22 protein-coding genes are annotated in these 19178 nt (G+C 64.6%); 3 read left to right on the forward strand and 19 right to left on the reverse strand.

The window, feature by feature from the left end:
* Positions 1–3: 3 nt before the first annotated feature.
* The 3 genes from DAETH_RS04960 to DAETH_RS04970 form a co-directional block, all read right to left on the reverse strand.
* Positions 4–675 carry a winged helix-turn-helix domain-containing protein gene (locus DAETH_RS04960; protein ID WP_264776810.1) on the reverse strand — a complete coding sequence of 224 codons (672 nt, stop codon included), beginning with the start codon at positions 673–675 and terminating at the stop codon, positions 4–6.
* Between the two features lie 74 nt (positions 676–749).
* Positions 750–1340 carry a DUF305 domain-containing protein gene (locus tag DAETH_RS04965; RefSeq protein WP_319993729.1) on the reverse strand — a complete coding sequence of 197 codons (591 nt, stop codon included), beginning with the start codon at positions 1338–1340 and terminating at the stop codon, positions 750–752.
* Positions 1341–1410: 70 nt separating this feature from the next.
* Positions 1411–2433: a tyrosine-type recombinase/integrase gene (locus tag DAETH_RS04970; protein ID WP_264776811.1), complete on the reverse strand. Its 1023-nt coding sequence runs from the start codon at positions 2431–2433 to the stop codon at positions 1411–1413.
* Positions 2434–2550: 117 nt separating this feature from the next.
* Between DAETH_RS04970 and DAETH_RS04975 the strand changes: the two genes are divergently transcribed.
* Positions 2551–3165: a hypothetical protein gene (locus DAETH_RS04975; RefSeq protein WP_264776812.1), complete on the forward strand. Its 615-nt coding sequence runs from the start codon at positions 2551–2553 to the stop codon at positions 3163–3165.
* Positions 3166–3253: 88 nt separating this feature from the next.
* Here the strand turns inward: DAETH_RS04975 and DAETH_RS04980 are convergent, their stop codons facing one another.
* From DAETH_RS04980 to DAETH_RS05040, 13 genes are all read right to left on the reverse strand, one after another.
* Entirely contained in the window at positions 3254–4447 is a 1194-nt protein-coding gene (locus DAETH_RS04980) for an MFS transporter (RefSeq protein ID WP_264776813.1), read from the reverse strand.
* Positions 4447–5436 carry an arsenic resistance N-acetyltransferase ArsN2 gene (arsN2, locus tag DAETH_RS04985; RefSeq protein WP_264776814.1) on the reverse strand — a complete coding sequence of 330 codons (990 nt, stop codon included), beginning with the start codon at positions 5434–5436 and terminating at the stop codon, positions 4447–4449. The genes DAETH_RS04980 and arsN2 overlap by 1 nt, the downstream gene beginning before the upstream one ends.
* The gene (locus tag DAETH_RS04990) at positions 5424–5903 is read right to left on the reverse strand and encodes a MarR family winged helix-turn-helix transcriptional regulator (protein WP_264776815.1); all 480 of its coding nucleotides are present in this window, start codon (positions 5901–5903) and stop codon (positions 5424–5426) included. Before DAETH_RS04990 ends, arsN2 begins: the two co-directional genes overlap by 13 nt.
* Before the next feature lie 81 nt (positions 5904–5984).
* Positions 5985–6434: an arsenate reductase ArsC gene (locus DAETH_RS04995; RefSeq protein ID WP_264776816.1), complete on the reverse strand. Its 450-nt coding sequence runs from the start codon at positions 6432–6434 to the stop codon at positions 5985–5987.
* Positions 6431–7117: an MIP/aquaporin family protein gene (locus DAETH_RS05000; RefSeq protein ID WP_264776817.1), complete on the reverse strand. Its 687-nt coding sequence runs from the start codon at positions 7115–7117 to the stop codon at positions 6431–6433. Before DAETH_RS05000 ends, DAETH_RS04995 begins: the two co-directional genes overlap by 4 nt.
* A 1-nt stretch (position 7118) precedes the next feature.
* Positions 7119–7580, reverse strand: a complete 462-nt coding sequence (locus tag DAETH_RS05005; RefSeq protein WP_264776818.1) for an arsenate reductase ArsC — start codon at positions 7578–7580, stop codon at positions 7119–7121.
* Between the two features lie 4 nt (positions 7581–7584).
* The gene (locus tag DAETH_RS05010; protein WP_264776819.1) at positions 7585–7905 is read right to left on the reverse strand and encodes an ArsR/SmtB family transcription factor; all 321 of its coding nucleotides are present in this window, start codon (positions 7903–7905) and stop codon (positions 7585–7587) included.
* Positions 7906–7972: 67 nt separating this feature from the next.
* Positions 7973–8386, reverse strand: a complete 414-nt coding sequence (locus DAETH_RS05015; protein ID WP_264776820.1) for a helix-turn-helix domain-containing protein — start codon at positions 8384–8386, stop codon at positions 7973–7975.
* Positions 8370–8690, reverse strand: a complete 321-nt coding sequence (locus DAETH_RS05020; protein WP_264776821.1) for a type II toxin-antitoxin system HicB family antitoxin — start codon at positions 8688–8690, stop codon at positions 8370–8372. Before DAETH_RS05020 ends, DAETH_RS05015 begins: the two co-directional genes overlap by 17 nt.
* Positions 8691–9410: 720 nt before the next feature.
* Positions 9411–10610, reverse strand: a complete 1200-nt coding sequence (locus tag DAETH_RS05025; RefSeq protein ID WP_264776822.1) for a hypothetical protein — start codon at positions 10608–10610, stop codon at positions 9411–9413.
* A gap of 181 nt (positions 10611–10791) precedes the next feature.
* On the reverse strand, positions 10792–13587 hold the full coding sequence (locus DAETH_RS05030) for a class I SAM-dependent DNA methyltransferase (protein ID WP_264776823.1): 2796 nt from the start codon (positions 13585–13587) through the stop codon (positions 10792–10794).
* Positions 13588–13648: 61 nt separating this feature from the next.
* On the reverse strand, positions 13649–14002 hold the full coding sequence (locus DAETH_RS05035) for a hypothetical protein (RefSeq protein WP_264776824.1): 354 nt from the start codon (positions 14000–14002) through the stop codon (positions 13649–13651).
* A gap of 248 nt (positions 14003–14250) precedes the next feature.
* Positions 14251–14553 carry a helix-turn-helix transcriptional regulator gene (locus DAETH_RS05040; protein ID WP_264776825.1) on the reverse strand — a complete coding sequence of 101 codons (303 nt, stop codon included), beginning with the start codon at positions 14551–14553 and terminating at the stop codon, positions 14251–14253.
* Positions 14554–14637: 84 nt separating this feature from the next.
* On the opposite strand from DAETH_RS05040, the gene DAETH_RS05045 reads away from it, so the two are divergent.
* A complete protein-coding gene (locus DAETH_RS05045) occupies positions 14638–15528 on the forward strand; it encodes a hypothetical protein (RefSeq protein ID WP_264776826.1) in 891 nt (296 codons plus the stop codon).
* Between the two features lie 159 nt (positions 15529–15687).
* Here DAETH_RS05045 and DAETH_RS05050 read toward each other — a convergent pair whose 3' ends face one another.
* From DAETH_RS05050 to DAETH_RS05060, 3 genes are all read right to left on the reverse strand, one after another.
* Entirely contained in the window at positions 15688–16488 is an 801-nt protein-coding gene (locus DAETH_RS05050; RefSeq protein WP_264776827.1) for a hypothetical protein, read from the reverse strand.
* A 529-nt stretch (positions 16489–17017) separates the two neighbouring features.
* Entirely contained in the window at positions 17018–17281 is a 264-nt protein-coding gene (locus tag DAETH_RS05055; protein ID WP_319993730.1) for a helix-turn-helix domain-containing protein, read from the reverse strand.
* Positions 17282–17389: 108 nt separating this feature from the next.
* Complete coding sequence (locus DAETH_RS05060) at positions 17390–17578, reverse strand: helix-turn-helix domain-containing protein (RefSeq protein ID WP_264776829.1); 189 nt, start codon at positions 17576–17578, stop codon at positions 17390–17392.
* Positions 17579–18190: 612 nt separating this feature from the next.
* Here DAETH_RS05060 and trxB point away from each other — a divergent pair.
* Entirely contained in the window at positions 18191–19165 is a 975-nt protein-coding gene (trxB, locus tag DAETH_RS05065) for a thioredoxin-disulfide reductase (protein ID WP_264776830.1), read from the forward strand.
* Positions 19166–19178 lie beyond the last annotated feature (13 nt).

The raw sequence follows: 19178 nt of genomic DNA on the forward strand, positions 1-19178 counted from the left end.
GGCCTAATCCTGCGCTTCCCGGAAGCGGTAGCCGACCCCGCGCACGGTCTCAATGAAGCGGGGGTGGTCAGCGTCATCCCCGAGCTTTCGGCGCAGACCTGTGACGTGGACATCGACCACCCGCTCCGTCCCGGGAAAGTCGCTGCCCCAGACCCGTTCCAGAAGGCGTTCGCGGGTCCAGGCCAGGCCGGGATGCTGCGCGAGGGCAGAGAGTAGGTCGTACTCCAGCTTGGAGAGGTCGAGGAGCTGCCCATCCAGACGGGCGATGCGGGCACGCAGGTCCAGTTGAAGCCCCCCGCCGGTCACGGTATCCCGGACGCCCACCCGGCGCAGCAGCGCCCGCACCCGCGCCACGACCTCCCGGGGGCTGAAGGGTTTGACCACGTAATCGTCCAGGCCGATGTTCAGGCCGCGCAGCTTGTCCTCTTCCTCGCCGCGCGCCGTCAGCATCAGGATGGGCAGGTCTAGCCCGGCGGCGCGGGCCTCATGAGCCAGATCGAGGCCGGACACACTAGGCAGCATCCAGTCCAGGATGGCGAGGTCCGCCCGGGGTAGCAGGACACGCGCCCGTGCCCCATCGGTGGCCTCCAGGACCGTGTGCCCTTCTGCAGTGAGGTAGGCACGCAGGATTTCAAGGATGGCGGGGTCATCGTCCACGATCAGGACATTGGGCATGCGACCTCCAGTGTGCCGGGAAACGGGAAACACAAGGCCCTGCCTCCTGGGTGAGGCAGGGTCAGGTCTGCGGGTCAGCGCAGCGGGTAGGTCTGGAACTCGTACATCTCCTGAGCCTGAGCACGGACGATATCCCGGGCGAGCTTCAGGACGCCTTGGTTCTGGGACTTCTGCAAGGCGAGGGTCGCCATGTCGATGGCGGAGGCGTGATGGGGCAGCATGCCCTTCACAAAGGCCCGTTCCTTGTTCCCCGCCTGCTTCACCTCAGCGGCCATGCTGCTCATCGTGGTCTTCATCATCCCGGCCATCTGAGGGTCCACACCGCCGTACCCCCTCAGCAGCGTGTTCATCTGGCTGATCTCGCGGTTCTGGTCCCGGATGATGGCCGTGGCCCAGCCCCTGACCCGGGCATCCTTGGAGCCCAGCACCACCTGGCTCATGGCGACGGCGGCCTGGTGGTGGGGGACCATCATGGAGAGGAAGGCGCGGTCGAATGCCTTGCCGGTGAGCTTGTCCAGGGCGCTCATGTCCGTAGTTGCGGCGGTCTGGGTTCCAGCACTGGGCAGCGTGTGGTTCATCCCGCTGTGGTTCATCTGGGCCAGGGCAGGGGGGAGCATGACGCTGAGTGCCAGAGCGGTCAGGAGAGTTGTTCGCACGTCGTTCACCTCAGCGTTGAGGGTAGGAGCGTGCTGTTAAGCTCGCGTAAAGCGGCGTTCCGGTACGCGTCCGATACGACTACCAGCCCGCCAGATCGTCCTTAAGGTCGTCCACAGCCAGGGCGGCATACCCCTTCCGTGTGGTGTCCACGCTCTCATGCCCCAGGTGAGCGGCCACCCGCCCGAAGTCCTTCACTTGCTTGAGGAGCCGCGTGCCCGCATACTTGCGCCCCGGGTGGAAGCCCCGGAACTTTACTCCCGCTGCCTTGAACGCCTTCTTGAGGTGGTAGCGGGCCGTCTCCGTGTCCGAGAAGCGGAACACCCGGTCGGTGCCCGTGGTGCGGTTGCCGTCCGCATGCCCTGTGCCCTCCGGGCCGTACTCCGCCCGGTAGTCCCGCACCGCCCGTGCCAGGGACGTGCTCATGGCCACGACGCGGCTCTTGCGCCCCTTGCCGGAGGTGACGTGAATGCGCCGGGCGCCCTCGTCCAGCTCCTCCCATCTCAGGGCCAGCGCCTCGCTGATCCGCAAGCCGCCGTGGGCCGTCAGGAGCAGGAGGAAGCGGGCCTGGGTATCCGCCACCCGGAGCACGTCGTGAAGCTCGTCCTCGGTGTACGGGGGGCGCTTCACGATGCCAGGCGTCTTGTCCTTGGGCACCTTCACGTCCTGGAAGGGGGTAGCTTCACACGCCCCCGCCCAGCGCAGCGCCCGGTAGAGGGCAGCGGCGGCGGCCACCCGCTGTGACACCCCGGACGGAGCGCGCCCGGCAGCCAGCAGGGTGTTCACGTAGCCCTGCCCGTCGTGTCGACCGGGTCGCAGGAGGTTCACGGCCTGCCCCGTGGCCCACTCCAGGAACTGCCGGACACCCCGCTGGTAGGCAGCGACCGTATGCGGGCTGGTGAGGACGCCGGAGCCCCCCGCGTGGCTGAGATAGGCGGTGGTGAGGCTGACCAGGGCAGCCACGTCCTTTTCTCCCGCCGCCTTGACAGCCCGGCGCCTCAGCTCGTCATCATGGAGGGCAGTCCACTCCCGGGTGAGGGCAAGGAGATCACCCCGGTAGAGGGCGAGGTCGGACCCTTTGACGGCTGGTGGAACATCAGGCATAAAACGCATTATGCCTGAGGAAGTAGGAGTGAGCCCCCGGCCCGAGAACATAAATCACCGAAATGGACCGCCTGCATAATGTGTTGCCTTAGTTACGTTTTCTGCGTATCATCGGGTATGATCAACCCTTTTGCGGAATTTGAACGTGAATCCCTGAAGCTGCTCAAGCAGGACGGAACGGTGGTAGAGGGCCTTCGGACTACGGGTATCAGTAAGGGGAAAGTAATATTTTTCCGTGAGGACGTCGACTTCCAGGAGGGCGACATGCTGGAGCGACGTCTGCCGTCTGGACGTGTAGAAACATTCCAAATCGATGACGTGGAATACGTTGCAGCGTTGGACGTTGTACCGGGACATTACACCTTGAGAATTACTAACGTTGCCAAGCCTAAATCCACTCCAATGCCATACAGCGTGACCTACAATCTTCATGGTTCCAACACTCGGGTCAACATCCACTCCACCGATTACTCTCACAATGTGGTTGGTATAGACCCGGCAGACCTCTTTAAAAAAGTTGAGGAAGCGCTGGTTGGAGTGGTATCTGATGCGGCTGAACTTGGGGAACTTAAGCAGCAGTTGGCTGATATGCGCGCCGCACAGGGACAGCCTACCTTCACCACGACTTATGTCAAATTTATGGAGATTGCCGCCGACCACATGACTGTGTTGGCGCCCTTTCTTCCAGCCCTTGCCCAACTGCTCGTGTTATCCAGCGGCGTTACAGGCTGAGGTTTGCTCAAGCCCTAACTTGCGACGCTAAGGGAGCGCCTAAACGCCGCTCTCCATCCCAAACATCTCTGGGAGCGGCAAGTCTGCCTCAACCCCGCGTCTTCACGGTGGTCGCCTGTGGGCGGGCGCTGCCGCGTGCCGCTCCCAGCAGCGTCAGGGCCGCCCCACCGCCCAGCCCGGTCATCAGGAGCAGCGAGCCGCCATACCCCCCCGTCCAGGTGAACAGCAGGCCGACCCCCAGCGGCGTGAGGGCCTGCGCTAGGTTCACCAGCCGCGCCATCCAGCCGTTAGCCGCACCGAAGTCCTGGGGGGTGTGGTGCTGAGCCAGCAGCTCCGCGCGGGCCAGGGTCAGCGCGCCGCTGGCCAGCCCAAACGCGATGATGCCCGTCACCACCATGGTGCGTGCGCCCGTGCAGCGCAGGAGCAGGGCGGAGAGGGCGAGCTGCGCCAACAGGAACACGGTCAGCGGCAGCGGCCCCAGCCGCGCGAGCAGCGGCACAACCAGGGCGCGCCCCGGCAGCGCGGCCAGGCCCGCCAGTCCCGTGAGGCTGGCAGCCAGGGCCGGGGCGTAGCCTGCGGCCAGCAGAAGCGGCGCGAGCTGCAAGCCTACCCCCACCGTCACCACCCGCGCGAGGGTGAAGGCCACCGTGAGCCGGACCAGGCGGGCGTCCGGTCTGAAGGGCGGGCGTTCTCCTCGGGGTGTCCCTGCCCCTCCGTCCGGCAGCACCCGCCAGGTCAGCGCCCCGACGCCCAACAGCAGAGCGGCCAGGCTCACGAGCGCCACGCGCGGGCCGCCCCCCTCCAGCAGGGCGGTCGTCAGGGGCACAAAGATGGTGCTGGCCAGCCCGGCGATCAGCGTGATGGTGAGGGTCGCCCGCGTGCGGGCCGCCCCCTGCACCTGCTGCCCCAGCACGGTGAACACCGCCTCGTAGAAGGTCAGGCTCATGGCGACCCCGCCCAGCAGCCACCCGGTGATGAACAGCGGGTAGCTGGAGGTCAGGGCCAGCGTGAGCAGCGCCAGGGCACCCAGGAAGGCCCCCCCGCTGAGCAGCGTCCGCCCTCCCCGCGCGTCCAGAGCGCGCCCCACCACTGGGGCGATGAAGGCCGTCACCAGCAGGGCCAGCGTGAAGGCCAGGCCCGTCTGCACCCGGCTCCACCCCAGGGCGTGCTCGGCGGCCACCGCGAGGAGGGGCTGGGCGTAGTACAAGGCCCCGTAGCTGACGGTGCTCAGCAAGGCCAACGTCCACACGAGGGGACGTGTGGACGCGGACAGGGCGGGCATCAGCCGAGGGTGATGAGATCCGGGGCGGCGGGCGTGCAGCAGCCGCTCTCCGGGGCGCAGGAGGCGCTGGCGTCCGTGGCGGGGGTGCCGCAGGCGTCCGAAGCCTTGCACTGCACGCCGGGCGTCCGCAGGTGGACCTGAAGGCGATCCGGGAGGACTTCCAGCCCGGCAACGTGGTACTGCATGGCAGGCAGGGCGCTGTTCCCGTACTCAAAGCGCACCTCGGCCTGGCTGGAGACGGGGACGCGCCCGGCCACGCGGTCGTAGATGGCCAGGAACTTGCGGTTGGTCATGAACCCGGCTTCCGCCTCCTGTGCGGAACCGTCCATGAGCTGAATGATCGTCTCCCGCCAGGCGTTCGCCTTGCCGCCGCAGTCCATCGACTCGATGCTGACGGCCTTGACCTCCGTGACGTGGTAGCCAGCAGGCACGAGCAACTCCCCGTTCAGGTGGAACTCCAGCGGGCGCTGCGGCTCCGCGCGCAGCATCTTCAGCAGGTCGAAGGTGGTCGTGTGGTCTGGCAGGCCGGGGATCGTCTGGGTCATGGCAGGCTCCTTCAGGGGCAGGTGCATCAGGGTGGCGGTCTGGGGGCAGGCGTCCTGGAACTCGCGGGAGGCCAGCAGGGCGGCGGGGGCGCTGGCGCGGGGCACTTCCGTGAAGCCCAGGCGCGGGAAGTAGGTCGCGGCAGTGGTGGTGAGCAGGTAGACCTCCCCCAGGCACATGGCACGGGCCTGGTCGAGCACCTCGCGGACCAGCCCGGCGGCCACCCCCTGCCCCTGGGCGGCGGGTATGACGGCTACAGAACGCAGGAGGCCGACCTGCCCGTACCGTTCCAGACCCGCCAGGCCGAGGAGGGAGGAACCGTCCTCCGCCAGCCGCAGGTCTTCCAGGTGGTCGGCCACTCCCGCCACGGGTAGGCTCAGGGTGTTCAGCAGCTCCTCAATGCGGGGCAGGTCGGTGGGGGTCGCCGGACGCGTCAGCATCCGCATCCCGCCTCCCCGTCCAGCTCCGCCTGGAGCGCGGCACCCAGGCTGGTGAGGAGCCGGAGTGTGGCGGCCCGGTCCTCCTCCGGCAGGCGGGCCAGCACGCGGGCGGACTGGGCGTTGAGCTGCGCGTCGAGGTCACGGGCGGCGGTCTGCCCGGCGTCGGTTAACCGCAGCAGCAGGGCGCGGCGGTCGCCGGGGTGGGGCGTCTTGACGAGGAGGCCCTGTTCCACGAGGTCATCCGTGCTGCGGCTCAGCCACGCCTTGTCCAGGTTGAGGGCGCGGGTCAGGGCGGAGAGGGTCTGGTCGCCCTCCCGCCCCAGGGTGGTGAGAATGACGCACTGGGTGGCGGACTGCACGTCGCAGCAGGCGAAGTTGCGCTGTTGCAGCTCGCCGAACAGCCGTGTCACCGTGCGGAGAAGGGCTCCCGCCTGGGTAGCCTCCTCCGGTTTGTTGTCATACACAACGGTCATGGCCTGACTGTACGCGCGGGTTAACTCGTTGTCAACAGCAACGTTTGAGAGGGGGTCGGAGGCGGTTGCCGGGCCTGCCCTTCACGCCTGCTGGCGGAGCCAGTCCTGAATCCTGTCCTCGATCTCGCCCCGCACCTGGCGGAAGACGGCCAGGCGCTCCTCCTCGTCGCCCTGGGCAGCGGCGGGGTCATCGAAGGCCCAGGACAGGCGGTAGGACGTGTGGGGGAAGATGGGGCAGTTGGCCTCCGCCCGGTCACACACCGTCACCACGTAGGTGAAGTGCTCCCCGAGGAGGGGCCGGACCCCCTTGGCCAGGAGATGCCCGGTGGGCAGACCCCGCTCCTTCAGCACCTTCAGGGTGAGCGGGTTGATCTCGCCCGGTTCCAGACCAGCGGACTGCACCCGGAACCGTTCACCCGCGTGGTGTTCTAGGAGTACCTGCGCCATCTGCGAGCGGGCGGTGTTGCCCGTGCAGATAAACAGGACGCTGGGGGGACGGGAGGCAGGGTTGGGGGTCTGAGGGTCCGTCATATTGGCTCTCCTTCCGGCCTGAACTCCTGCGCGCGACCGGGCTGGGCCTCCAGGGGCTGCGCCGGGCTTAGGACGTGGTTGGTGGCGACAGCCAGGGCCGCGCCCAGCAGCGGGGCTACCCAGTACACCCAGTGCGCCGTCCAAATCCCGCTGGCCAGGGCCGGGCCAAAGGAGCGGGCCGGGTTCATGCTCGCCCCGGTGATGGGGCCGCCCATCACTGCCTCCAGGGCCACCACACCGCCGACCGCCCACGGTAGGCCGGAGCGCAGGGCCACCAGGAGGAGGAAGAAGGTCAGCAGGGTTTCCAGCGCCAGGGCCCGCGCCCAGGACCCGGCGGGCACCGTCACGCCCAGGTGGCCCTCCCGTCCAAACAACGCGAGGAGGGTGAACGCGGCCAGGGTGGCTCCCAGGAGCTGCGCGCCCAGGTAGGGCAGCACCCGCCGCCGGGGGAAGCGCCCGGCGAGGGCCAGGGCAAAGGTGGCCGCCGGGTTGATATGCGCGCCGCTGATGGGGGCCAGCGCGGCGATGACGGCGGTGACCGTCAGGCCGAACACGGCGGCCACCCCCAGGTGTCCCAGCGCGCCCGTCTGCGCCTGCACGACCGCCGCTCCGGGGCCGAAGAACACCAGGGCAAAGGTGCCCAGACCCTCCGCGAGCAGCGCCCGCGATAGCAGAGGCGTCATTTCAGGCCACGCGGACGGCAGGGCTGTCCTCATAGGAGGGCGGCACGGGCTGCCCCATCTCAAGGGCCTGCACGAGGGCGGTGAACTGCTCCGCGAGCTGGTCCCGCACGGCCCGCCAGCGGTCCAGGCTGCCCCCACTGGGGTCCACGAAGGGGTAGTGGAGGCGGGTGGTCCTGCCGGGGTAGACCGGGCAGGCTTCCGCCGCGCTGTCACACACCGTCACCACGTAGTCGAAGTTCTGCGGGTCCGGCACGTCGTCCAGCGTCTTGCTGCTGTGGCCGTCCAGGCTCAGGCCGATCTCCGCCATGACCGCCCTGGCGTCGTCCTTCACCCGCGTGGCCTCCGTCCCGGCGGAGTGCACCTCCAGGTCGAGGCCCGCCTTCCGGGCGGCCTCACGGGTGAGGGCTTCTGCCATCTGGGAGCGGGCGCTGTTGTGGGTGCACAAGATTAGAACGCGGGTCACGCCCTCAGCATATGGATTTTGTTTGATGGGTCAAGTGCGCCCCGCCCGCGAAAATCTCGGTCAACAGTGCCCCACCCAACTGAAAGAGTTGGTCCTGGCGCAGGGTGTAGTAGGTGTTCTTGCCCCGCTGCTCAGACGTGACGAGCTCGGCGTCGCGCAGGATGCCGAGGTGGTAGGACACCTTAGACTGGGGCAGTTCCAGCAGGGCCTCCAGGTCACAGACGCAGCGCTCACCCTGCGCGAGGTGCTGCACCAGGGCGTAGCGGATTTCGTGGGAAAGGGCCTTGAGCTGGTCAAGCACACTGGGGATGGCCAGGGCGGTCACGGGGTCATTGTAGGTGTGGAATCAAGCTGGCTTGATGCGTGGGAGCGTTAAGACGGCTCATCGGTCCCTACAGGAAGACTGCCGGGCTGACGTGCAGGTGTTCCGCCAGCGCGCGTACCTGCGCCAGGGTGAGTTCCTGCCCACCGGAGAGCAGGCGGCCCAGCTCCTCACGGTCGATGCCCGTGGCCTGCGCCAGGGCGACTACGGTGACAGCTTGCTGCTCCATCAGGAAGGCGAGGAGGCGGTACGGTGGGGAGGCGGGCATGGGGGAAACCGCCTCCTCATAGGCAGCGATGTGCCCGGAGAGCAGGCCCAGCAGGCTGCCCAACTTCGGGTGCTCCGCCTTGGCCTCCCACACGGCCTCCAACAGGTGCAGAGCAGCGGCGTGCCGCTCTTCCGTCTCAATGGGAGCAAGCAGACCGTCAACCGCTTCAGAGGCGGCTTCCCAAACCCTGAAGAGGGTGTCATGGCTGATGGTCATGGTTCTCTGGGGTCGGGGAAATGGGCTTAAGCATCAGGAACTCGACGCCGTTAAGGTTGCTGATCTCTGGGTCTTCATCCGCTTCCAGCGCCGCCCGGTGCTCGGCCTCCGTGGTTGTTGGGGCAGGCACCTCCACGCCGTCCTCCTGCAACCACTCGATGTGAAGGGCCATCCCTTCTTGAAGGAGCTGGAGCACCTCGTCACGGCTTTGCCCCGTGGTGCTGACCCTGAGGTCGACGGTGTAGCCGCCCCAGTTGGGCACTTCATCGGTTGGCCCCTCAATGACACACAGGTAACTCGGCATCCTTCTCCTTGGGCAACCGCCCCAAGCGGCTTCAGAACGTGACTTGGTGCTGGGCTGCTGCTGGTTACGGTAGCTCGGAAGTCCTCCAGGTGGGATAGGCGGGATGGCCTGTCGCCTAGGGCGCTGGCCGTGGCGGTCTTCCGGCGTATCCTGAAGGCATGGCATGTCTCCTGATGGAGCGGCGCTCCCTGCGTCGCGGGCTGGCAGCTTGAACAGCCTCGGTAGGGTCTGACCAACCCAATTCGCCCCGTGACGCGGGGTGAAAGTATTCAGAAACGGCACTCACGCGCCATCGTTCGCCACCACCGCCAACGCATCATCCGCCGCCGTCTCCGCCGGGCCTATGTGAAGGAGTGGCCCCCCAACCGCATCTGGGGTTGGCGCTACAAGGCCTGTGGACAGGCCAGCAAGAACAACACCGTCTGTAGCTGTGGTCTGTGCCGGGCAGAAAAATACCGGGATCGGCCCAGGAAGCGGCACCACTGGGAGGAGTGAAGGAAGGGGGACAGGCGCGAGCTTGTCCCCCTGCACACTTCAGGCTAGGAGCAGCTTGCGCGGGGGCGTCTGCTTCCACGCCGCGCGCCGCAACGGCCTGGAGACGGAACAGGGCGTCAGGTCCCCACATCTACCCAACTTGGAAGGAGCTTGGTAGTGCTCCTGATGCTAACAATAGTTGGTTGATATGCACGTTTGTATTTGAGCTTAAATTTGAGATTTAATTCAAGAATCCGCTTTTTTAATAGGCGGGGTATTGGTCATTTCCATATACTGGAATAGCTGTAATTGACCCCTAAGCTCGCGGTTTGCCGTATGGGCGTCGGCCTCCCATTCAAAATAGTTCACTGACTGAGTAACGTCGCACACACCGTAACGGTCCACGGATGCGGTTCGCCTGCCGTTAGAGAAGCTCGCCTGGATACGAACTTCTGTGCGTGGAGGTCCTTGTAGTACGGCAACCAGAGTCGGCCCCTGATGAGGTAGCAAAATATGCTCGTGTCTAAGCTTGTGGGTACGGCAACTGCCATCCGGCCAGGTTTCAGAAATTTGGCATGATATAACGGTCACCGGATCAAAGCTCAAGTTTTCCAAATATAAGTCAACTACAGGTTCTCCCAAACGGATGTAACGATGAGTGTTAATAGCTACGATAGGCTCGGAATTTGAGGGTGAATTAGATCGTTCCATGTAGCCGTTTAGTGACTCATCAACGGCATAGACGCCCTGATATAGTGTTCCTTGCCGCTCGGATAGATCAAGCCGCCCATCGTCGTAACACTTAACAATACCCCTACGAGAAACGATGTCGTGTCGCACGCCATTTGAGACTTTGGCATATACCGTAACCTCAATTTCTTCACTATAACGTGGTGGTTGACTATCGCCAAAGGTCTGAGGCGCCCGCACGACAGCCAGATAAATTTGACCAGGATGGTGCTCAGTTGGCCCGACAATCATAGGATGCTTCAATTCCAAAATCTCCGTTTTGCTGCTAGTGCCGATATCAACATAACCAATATAAGATTCATCCATATTGTAGTGAAAGCGTGTGATGTGAATTTCTACTCTTGCCTCCTCAAGTTCAATTTCTTCATTCAGAGGCCCACGGAGAGAGATTATCATGAATGGTGAGCCGGAGTAGATAACCGAAAAAGCATCTATCGAGGCTTCAATTAGAATATTCTTCCGCTCACCCTGACGACGAAGTTCATCGAGATCACTAATAGCCTTATCATAGCCCGGCTTTGCCAATTGGTATGCTTTTATAGCAAATAACACAGCTTCAACACCCGCAAACAGCATAGCTACATTCATTGCGAAAGGCAAAAAATCTTTAGGGTTTGGGTAAAGAGCGGCTCCATATAACAGCAAGATGACCATCAATACAAGCGCAAGCAGGCTTGTTAACATCAGGTTGATCATCTTAGTCTCCTTTGTAATTCAGTGATAACAGTGTCTTTAATGCATTTTCAACAAATCAGTAAAGGTTTGTTTTTAAGGAAGTGCCAGGACCGCTGCCCGAGAGTATGGCGGTACTCAAAGACACTGAGGATGAGCTTTGCCTTAAGCAGAGTGGAGATGACCAGCCATAGTTCTTATGCTCTCACGCCGTCACTGCCTCTCTAGGCTGAGCCCGCTCCCCGTTCAGCGCCAGCAGGCGCGCCAGCACCTCCGCTTCCGGCAGGGGCCACTCCCAGTCGTAGGCGGTAGCCATAGCCTCATCAAGCCGCTCCTGGGCCAGCTTGAGGGTGTAAGCCGGGGAAGTGCTGTCCTGGACCTCAGAGAGGGCATTCAGCATCCCCGTGAGGGTGTGTCCCTGCGCCTTCATGGCCGTCCGTGCCGTCTCCAGGAACCGGGCGGCCTCCGCCACACAGGTCTGGGCAGTGGGCGTCCACTCCGGGAGGGGGAACGTCTCAAAGCAGGTGGTCGAGGTGTAGGTCAGGTCATTGCCCTTGCCGTGTGTGCTGGAGTTGGCGTTGGCCCACAGGACGTGCACGCGGCTGTTCAGCACCCCGTACATCCAGTCCTGGTTACTGGCCACCACCACCAGCCGCCCGGAGGGGAGGTCCCGCGCCTCACACCACACGAAGGCCCGGTGCTTGGCGACGATGGAGGTGGCGAGGTAGCGGGAGAGGGGGGCTAGAGCGCGGCGCATGGCGGGCATCACTTCCCCAAGCTGCCAGTAGCGCTCCCGCCTGGACTTCCGGTTGTTGTTGGCCCGGACGGGCTTCACATGCTCGACCACATGGGCAAAGGGCACGAGGTAGCGGGCGGCTTCCTCCTCCGTGCGGCTGGCAAAGTCGATCACCCAGGTGTCCCCGCGCACGTCCACGAGGTCGTCGCCGTTGAGCAGGGGCCGCAGCACATCCGCGTTGTCCGCCCCGTCCGGGTTGGGCAGGGTCAGCCAGGCGCGGGCCGTGGTGCCGGGCAGATCAAAGGCTCCGGCCAGCTTCACGCCCTGGAAGCTCAGTCCCGCGTTCTCCGGGAGGCGCGCCGCGCTGGTCACATCTGCTCCGGCGGAGAGGTTGGCGTGGATAGCGGGGACGGGCGTCAGGACTTCCCGCTCCGCCGGGGTGCCTTCCGCCTCCAGGTGGCCCAGGACGCGCTCCGTCTCGCTGCCGTCGTCAAAACACACGGCGGCCACCCGCACGGCGGCCCCGTCCTGCAACCAGGGCAGGTTGGGCCACGCGCGGAAGATGGCCCCCGCGTCATTGATGCGCTCCAGCACGCGGCGGTTGCCGGGCATGTTGATGCTGTTGGTGCTGATCAGGCCCGCCCGGCGTGTGGGGCCGTACTCGACGGAGGCGCGGGCCTTCTCGAACCAGTAGCAGACGAGGTCGCTGCTAGCGGGGACGCGCCCCTGGTACGCCTTGCGGAGCTGCCCCACGTAGGGCAGCCCCAGCGCAGGCCCCTGCTTCTTCTCCCCCAAAAATGGGGGGTTGCCTACAATAAACTCCACCTCTGGCCACGCCGCTTCCGTGCCGTCCGGGTTCAGCAGGGCGTCCCGGCGCTGGATGTTGTCCAGCCGCTGGAGGACGGGCGTCTCCCAGTGCGAGCCGTGGGCGGCTTGGTATTGAAGATGCGCGATCCAGACGGAGACGCTGGCCAGCTCATGGGCAAAGGCTTCCACCTCGATGCCCCGGAGCTGCCGGGGGTGCACCAGGGGCGGCATGGCAAAGGGTCCAGCCCCTAGCTCAAAGCCCAGGGAGCGGACCTCCTGCTCCAGGTCCAGGAGCTGCCCCAGGGCCACGACCAGAAAGTTGCCGCTGCCGCAGGCCGGGTCGAGCACTGTCACCTGACTTAACCGGGTGTGGAAGGCTTGCACGGCCTCCAGGGCGGCCAGCTTGCCCCCGCGCTTCTTGCTCAGGGCTTCTGCCTGCGCCTTCACGGCCTCCCACTCCCGCCGGAGGGGTTGCATGAGCACCGGGTCCGTCACCCGCACGATGTCGCGGACGGCGGTGTAGTGCGCGCCGCGCTTGCTGCGCGTCGCCGCGTCCAAACTGGCCTCGAAAAGCGAGCCAAAGATGGCGGGCTCCACCTGCGACCAGTCCAGGGTGGAGGCGGCCAGCAGGGCGTCCGCGTCCTCACGGGTGATGGGGAGGGCAAAGCCGTCCTCGTACAGGCCGCCGTTGATGTGGGGCACGTCCTCTCCCCAGAACTCCCCGCCGTGCTGCATGGCCGTGAACAGCTCCTGGAAGTACCCCTGGCTGCGCTCCGGGTGCTCGCGGGCGCGCTTGAGCACCTTGGTTAGCAGCCCGCGTGGCAGCAGGCCCACGTCCTCACTGAACATAGCGAAGACCAGGCGCATCAGGAAGTGGGCGGCCTCCACCTGGGCGGTGCCCCGCGTGGTGAGGGCCTGCGCGACCTGCCCAATGCGGGCGGTGGCGTCCTGGGTAACGCGCTCGCGGAGCTGGCGGGGGTCGAGCTTGCTGAGGTCCCGGAACAGGGCGCGCAGGGCGGACAGCGCGGTGAGGTCCCCGCTGACCGGCGCGTCGCGCTCAATGTCGTCCAGCGTAATGCGGATGGTCCGGGGACTGCTGGCGGTGAAGTTGGTGTGGATCTCGATGACCTGGAAGTCGCTGACAACCAGCAGCGGCGGGTTGCCCAGCTCGCGGGCGTACAGCAGAGCTTGCTGGAGGGCCTTGCCGAGGCTTTTCCCGCCGGCTTTGTACTCCCACACGAAATGATCGCGCAGGAACACGTCGGCAAAGCCCGTCTCCCCGGTGCCCGCCTTTTTGACGTGTTTCTCAAAGGCGTAGCTGTCCCCGGTCAGGTCGCTGCTGGGGGTGGACTCGCCCAACAGGGCCGTCACGTCCCGGTAGTGCTCGGAATACCCGGCCCTCTCACTCACTCTGGGGGCCAGCACGCGCCACTTGGCGGCGAATTCGGCGGGGTTCACCGGGACAGTATGGGGTCTAGCTTCAAAGCACCGTGCCTCATCTGCCGCACCGGGGCGGCCTTCAAGCCCCCAGCTCGTCCGGCCAAGTCCACGGTGCAGAAAGGGGCTGCTGCAACTGCTCCAGCTCGTTCAGGGAGGAAAGGGTGAGGGGCTGAACGGCCCTGAACGGATTCCAGTTCCCCCACTGTCCCGCGTAGGGAAAAACGCGGGGATGCGGCTGGACCTGCTGCCCGTCGCGGGAGACAAGGAAGCAGAGGGGCCAGGTGGGGTGCGTGGCCTGCTGCTGTTGATGAACGCCGTGCAACTCCGGGGTCAGGTGCAGGGCCTCCTGGAGGTCGCACTCGACCCAGAAAGCGTCTGTAAGCCGTGCCGGGTCAAAGAGGTCACAGGCCGGAAACCACAACCGGATAAGCATGGGGCGACGATGGCGTACTTCAGGGCCGGTCACAAGCCGGTTTAAGGCGTTGCCGGGGGTATATGTGGGGGCGTTCCTGCTCCACAGAGGGAGAGGCGGCTGCTGTGTGTAGGGGAGCAGCCATTTTTGCTGGCGGGAGGTGGAGGGCAACGGGGGCAAAACCTCCTAGGAATAAAGCCATCCAACGCCGTTTGACGCCGGAGATCACATTCTGGCAGCCGGAGGGCGGGCGCTCAGGCTGCTTGCGCCTACCCTGACTGCTCCCCCTTGAGCTGGGCGGGGTCCAGCACAAAGTCCGGGTCCAGCAACTCATGAACCTGAAGGTCAAAGGCGGAGGCGATGCGCTGGAGCGTGCTGACCCTTAGGTCGCGCTTCCCGTTCTCGATCAGCCCGATATAGCTGCGCTGCACGCCCACCACGTAGGCAAAGTCGTCCTGATTCATGTCCACGGCGTTCCGCACAGCCTTGATCCGCTGCCCCAGCCACTTCTGAAGCTCCTCGTCGTGGGGTGGACGTTCGGGACGGGGACGGATGCGCCGTGGGACTGCCATCCCCTCAGCCTTGCGGCAGAAACACCTTCAGGCGACATGCCGGAGTAAGACGGATGAAAGTGTGTCACACAATAAAGTGCATCCGTGACACTCCCTACCCTCATCCTGTATGCCCTCTGGTTGGCTCTCACCGCCTGGACCATGCCCCTGCACTGGGTCTATCCCCTGATCGTCTTTGCCCTGGGGGCCGTCATCCTGCACAACTCAGTGCAGGGTGGTCCCCTACGCGCCCTGGTGAAGTGGGTGCAGGCCCAGCGCAAGGTGGACGGGCGCCGCGCCCAGCAGCTCACCTTTGCCGCCGGGTTTCTGGCGGTGCTGGCCTGCACGCCGGTCGTCGCCGTGAGCAGTCGTCAAGCGGAGGAGCGCCGCTTTGAGGCCCAGCGGTTGGAGGCGGAGGCGGACCAGCGCCGTGAGGCGGCGGCCCGTGCGGAGCGGGAGGCGGCGGAGGCCAGGAGAGCCGCAGCTCAGGCGGAGGCGGAACGCATCAAGGCGGCCCAAGAGGCAGCGGCGGCCAAGGCGGCTGAACAGCGCCAGGCACAGCAGGAGGCGGATGCCCGGCGCCGGGATGCCGAGGAGGCGGATCGGCAGCGACAGGAAGACGCCCAGCGGGCGGAACAGAAGCGGAAGGACGACGCTGAGCGGGCTGAGCAGGCACAGCAGGAAAAGGACCGCCAGGAGCAGGAAGCAGCTCAACAGGAGGCCATCCGCCGGGCGGAGGAAGGCCCATACACCCAGATGCAGGCCGAGGAAATGTGTAGGCAGGCCATCGCTGAGAAGTTCAGCGTGCCGGTCCGGCATGTCTTCCAGGTGGGGAGTATCTGGGAGAACCTGAACAACGGTGCCCGCAACGTCCGTTTTGGGGATGGACGCCTGTGGTTCTGGCGTGCCGCCTTCAGATTCGGGGCCGATGACGTGCCCTACGACCTTCTTTGCAGGGTCCATGAGGACGGTCAGGTGGAGGTGGTGGAGCAGTGAGGGGTGCTGGCGCTCCGGCAGCAGCAGGGTGCCGATGGAGGCAGGATGATGGCAGCGCTGTAGAGCTGCATGGGGGAAATTCAGAGTTGAAACTACCCAGAAACCTGTGCCAGGAGCGGGGGAAGTGGAGGGCGTAAGGGTAATCGAGCCGGTCATAAATTAGGTCAGCCGCCTGCCCGGCCTCCAGTCCCGTGGGAAGCGCCACACCAGCGGCACCCGCTCGTCATCTCCGCCGCAGATCATGTGTTCCGCGATCTCATTCAGCATCTCCAGGTGCAGCTCATCGTCGGTGGGGAGCCTGGCCCTCGCATCGGGGAATTTTCGGATGTACTGCGCCAGGGCCTTCCGGTCCTGGGGGGTGTCGCCCACGATGACGCCGTGCAGGCCCGGCGCAAGCTCTACGCCCGCCCCTGCCCCTAGGCCCCTGGGCGCCTCCAGGAGGGCCTTCTGGTAGCTCGCGCACAGGCCGCTCAGGTGAGTGGCGCTGTGCTGATGCGTGTTGTCCTGGAGGCCCCGCTCAATCACGGTCAGCATGCTCCGTATCCGTTTTCCCTTCACGCTGAGCAGGCCCGTCATGGCCCACTTGGACCCGGAGACGAGGGCCTCGCGCCCACCGCTCCAGTACAGGGATTCCCCGTCAAGGTGGAGGAGCCGCAGCGTGAGCAGCACCAGGGTGCCGTGCTCCCGGTACATCCTGTCCAGCTCGCGGATGAAGCCAACGGCTCTGCCGGGTTCGCACCGGGGCTCACCCCCGTAGCGCCGCACTTGCGCCAAGGCGTTGAAGTAGAACTCTTGCTCCGGCGTGAGCGGGTCCGGGAGGGCACGTCGGGGGAAGTGGCCCCCTGTGGCTGTCCAGGCGCGCTTGTACTGCTGGTCGCGCCGGTCGCCTTCATAGCGGAGGTCACGGTCGTGCAGCAGCTCTACGCCAGCGAGTTTTAAGGGGGTGGGACGCTTGCTCATGGGAAGACTCCGGGGGTTGGGGAAAGCGGGCGGTGGGGCGGGAAGGTCCGTGGGCACCCACGGAAAAGCCCCGCCGCTGCCGGGAAGACAGGGCGGGGCTGGATGTGCTTGAGGATGCCGTCAAAGTTTGGACAGATACTTGTCTCTCATAAGTTGGACAAAGACTTCGCGGCAGTAAAAGCTTCCAATCATATATTTCACTTCAACAGCGTAGTAATTGCCCTTTTTAATGAGTCGATCAAGATTAAGCGCGGACAGTTTGAGGTAGTAGCAGGCTTCGTCATAGCTGTAGTAGGGCTGGTCGGGAATTACGGAAAGTTTGACTCTTGCCACGTTGGCTCCTTAAAAGGAAATTGAAAACCCTGCCTGTAATAGCGGGGAGCTGGGTATGTGTAACCTGGACCGGGAGGTGTATTTCATGAATTTGAGGGTGTAGCAGTCCGTGACTTTAAGATTGCCTCTGCCGCATGCGTATGGCGGCGGGGGCTTACGCGACATCACACCAAACTATGAAGGCGGTGGGTAAAAGTCAATGCTTTCCATTTATAAACTCTTCAATAGCGCTGAGCGGGATCAGAATTTTCCTGCCTGCACGGACACAGCGGATGGTGCCGTTGTTGAGCAGTCGATACATAGTGTTCCGCCCAACGCCCACTAGGAGGCGGGCCTCCTCAAAAGGGATGGTGAGACGTTGAGGGGGGTCTTGGTTATCGATTAACTGCGTCATGTTGGCTCCTTGGTGGGGCAAAGGCACGTTGGTTTGGCTAAGCTGGAGGTGCTCACAAAGGCACATCGGAGACGCTACTGTTGGGCGACTTTGTAACCCTCATGCGGCGGTGAATTTCGGGGCATAAAAAAGCCCCCGCCTCGTAGAGCGGGGGTCATGGCTTTTGCTGTGAGGTCAGGAGTTAGAAAGCAAGAAATCCTCCAGTGAGGTGAGCGGAACCAAGACGCGCCGTTTGAGGCGCACGACCTTGAGCCTCCCGGAGGAGATCAACTTATCCAAGGTAGGGAGGCTGATGCCGCCCAGCATGGCGCAAGCCTCCTCTCGGGTGAAGGCAAGACGGGGCGGCGTGGGGGCGTGTGTCATAAGGGTCCTCCGGGGAAACGCGAAAAGGCAATCCGGGGTCGACTCGGAATGAGCTAACCCCGGATGAACGACGGCGCTGTGCCTCAGGTAGACTTGGGCAACTTAAGCCCATTGTAGGGTTCGAGCGCGCACTTTCAAGCGAAATACAGCGACGGGGGTTGTGTTGGCGTCTGTCGTCTCCACAAGGACCGGAGGGTGGGGGAGGTGTGGACCGCACAGGCCGGGGCCTCCCCCTGGAAATTGCATTTCCCGTCCGCTGTAGTCCTGCTGTAGTAGCGCTGTAGTAGACGTGGGGACAGGGGGGGACAAGGGGAGACGAGATGGGACGGAGTAACAGAAAGAATGCGGCTCAGACACACTTTTGGTAAAAATCCCAGCCAGCCATCAGAGGGGCGATCAGAATTCTGGCACCGTTAATCAAGGTTCGAGTCCTTGTGCCCCAGCCAAAAAACATGGCGCCCTCGCCCGCTGGCGGGGGTGTTTTGCTGCTGGGTCCCTGTCAGGACGGCCCCGTTCGGACCGTACAGCTGTGTAAGACAAAACAAACTACTTTGAAAATCAAAGTGTGCCCGACTGACCTTCCCGGAAAGTGAGCGGTGGTACGCTTTTCCCATGACGAGCGTCCCTCAAGACTACGACGTGGTGATTGTCGGCGGCGGGCCCGCCGGGCTGACGGCAGCCATCTACACCGGCCGGGCCAACCTCAGAACCCTGATCCTCGAAAAAGGGCTGCCCGGCGGCCAGATCGCTCAAACCGAGGACGTGGAGAACTACCCGGGCTTCCCAGAGCCCATCAGCGGCATGGAACTCTCGCAGCGCATGGTGCAGCAGGCCGAGAAGTTCGGCGCGCGAATCGAGATGGACGAGGTGGAGGGCATCGAGTGCATGCCGGGCGAGCACGGCCACACCTTCACCGTGCGGGGGTACGGCGGCACCTACCGCGCCCGCAGCGTGATTCTCGCCACCGGAGCCAACCCCAAGCGACTCAACGTGCCCGGCGAGGAGCACTTCTGGGGCAAGGGCGTGTCCACCTGCGCCACCTGCGACGGTTTCTTCTACCGGGGCAAGAAGGTCGTGGTGATCGGCGGCGGCGACGCGGCGGTCGAGGAGGGCCTGTTTCTGACCAAGTTCGCCGAGGAGGTCACCCTGATCCACCGCCGGGACACCCTGCGCGCGAACAAGGTCGCCCAGGCCCGCGCCCTTGCCAGCCCCAAGATGCGGTTTATCTGGGACACCGTGGTCGAGGAGATTCAGGGCGAGGACAGCGTGACCGGCGTTCGCCTCAAGAATCTCAAGACGGGTGAGGTACAGGACATGCCCACCGACGGCGTGTTCGTCTTCATCGGGCACGTGCCGAACACCGACTTCGTGCGGGACACGGTGAAGCTGCGCGAGGACGGCTACGTCGAGGTCGAAGGCGAAATCTACACCAGCGTGCCCCTGCTCTTCGCGGCGGGCGACGTGTCGGACTATGTGTACCGCCAGCTCGCCACCAGCGTGGGCGCCGGGACCCGGGCCGCCATGAGCGCCGAGCGGGCCCTCGCCGCGCTGGAGGTCGAGCAGGGGACGGTGGCGGCGGACGACTGAGCCGGGTCCGGGA

The sequence above is a fragment of the Deinococcus aetherius genome (assembly GCF_025997855.1).
Taxonomy (GTDB): Bacteria; Deinococcota; Deinococci; order Deinococcales; family Deinococcaceae; genus Deinococcus; species Deinococcus aetherius.

Excerpts from the sequence above, each read along its gene's own strand:
- DAETH_RS05000 (WP_264776817.1), bottom strand. The coding sequence starts at position 7,117 with ATGACGCCTCTGCTATCGCGGGCGCTGCTCGCGGAGGGTCTGGGCACC.
- DAETH_RS05055 (WP_319993730.1), bottom strand. The coding sequence starts at position 17,281 with ATGTGCCTTTGTGAGCACCTCCAGCTTAGCCAAACCAACGTGCCTTTG.
- DAETH_RS04980 (WP_264776813.1), bottom strand. The coding sequence starts at position 4,447 with ATGCCCGCCCTGTCCGCGTCCACACGTCCCCTCGTGTGGACGTTGGCC.
- DAETH_RS05025 (WP_264776822.1), bottom strand. The coding sequence starts at position 10,610 with ATGATCAACCTGATGTTAACAAGCCTGCTTGCGCTTGTATTGATGGTC.
- DAETH_RS04970 (WP_264776811.1), bottom strand. The coding sequence starts at position 2,433 with ATGCCTGATGTTCCACCAGCCGTCAAAGGGTCCGACCTCGCCCTCTAC.
- DAETH_RS05020 (WP_264776821.1), bottom strand. The coding sequence starts at position 8,690 with ATGCCGAGTTACCTGTGTGTCATTGAGGGGCCAACCGATGAAGTGCCC.
- DAETH_RS05015 (WP_264776820.1), bottom strand. The coding sequence starts at position 8,386 with ATGACCATCAGCCATGACACCCTCTTCAGGGTTTGGGAAGCCGCCTCT.
- DAETH_RS05035 (WP_264776824.1), bottom strand. The coding sequence starts at position 14,002 with ATGCTTATCCGGTTGTGGTTTCCGGCCTGTGACCTCTTTGACCCGGCA.
- trxB (WP_264776830.1), top strand. The coding sequence starts at position 18,191 with ATGACGAGCGTCCCTCAAGACTACGACGTGGTGATTGTCGGCGGCGGG.
- DAETH_RS04960 (WP_264776810.1), bottom strand. The coding sequence starts at position 675 with ATGCCCAATGTCCTGATCGTGGACGATGACCCCGCCATCCTTGAAATC.
- DAETH_RS04995 (WP_264776816.1), bottom strand. The coding sequence starts at position 6,434 with ATGACGGACCCTCAGACCCCCAACCCTGCCTCCCGTCCCCCCAGCGTC.
- DAETH_RS05050 (WP_264776827.1), bottom strand. The coding sequence starts at position 16,488 with ATGAGCAAGCGTCCCACCCCCTTAAAACTCGCTGGCGTAGAGCTGCTG.
- DAETH_RS04975 (WP_264776812.1), top strand. The coding sequence starts at position 2,551 with ATGATCAACCCTTTTGCGGAATTTGAACGTGAATCCCTGAAGCTGCTC.
- DAETH_RS04990 (WP_264776815.1), bottom strand. The coding sequence starts at position 5,903 with ATGACCGTTGTGTATGACAACAAACCGGAGGAGGCTACCCAGGCGGGA.
- DAETH_RS05040 (WP_264776825.1), bottom strand. The coding sequence starts at position 14,553 with ATGGCAGTCCCACGGCGCATCCGTCCCCGTCCCGAACGTCCACCCCAC.
- DAETH_RS05060 (WP_264776829.1), bottom strand. The coding sequence starts at position 17,578 with ATGACACACGCCCCCACGCCGCCCCGTCTTGCCTTCACCCGAGAGGAG.
- arsN2 (WP_264776814.1), bottom strand. The coding sequence starts at position 5,436 with ATGCGGATGCTGACGCGTCCGGCGACCCCCACCGACCTGCCCCGCATT.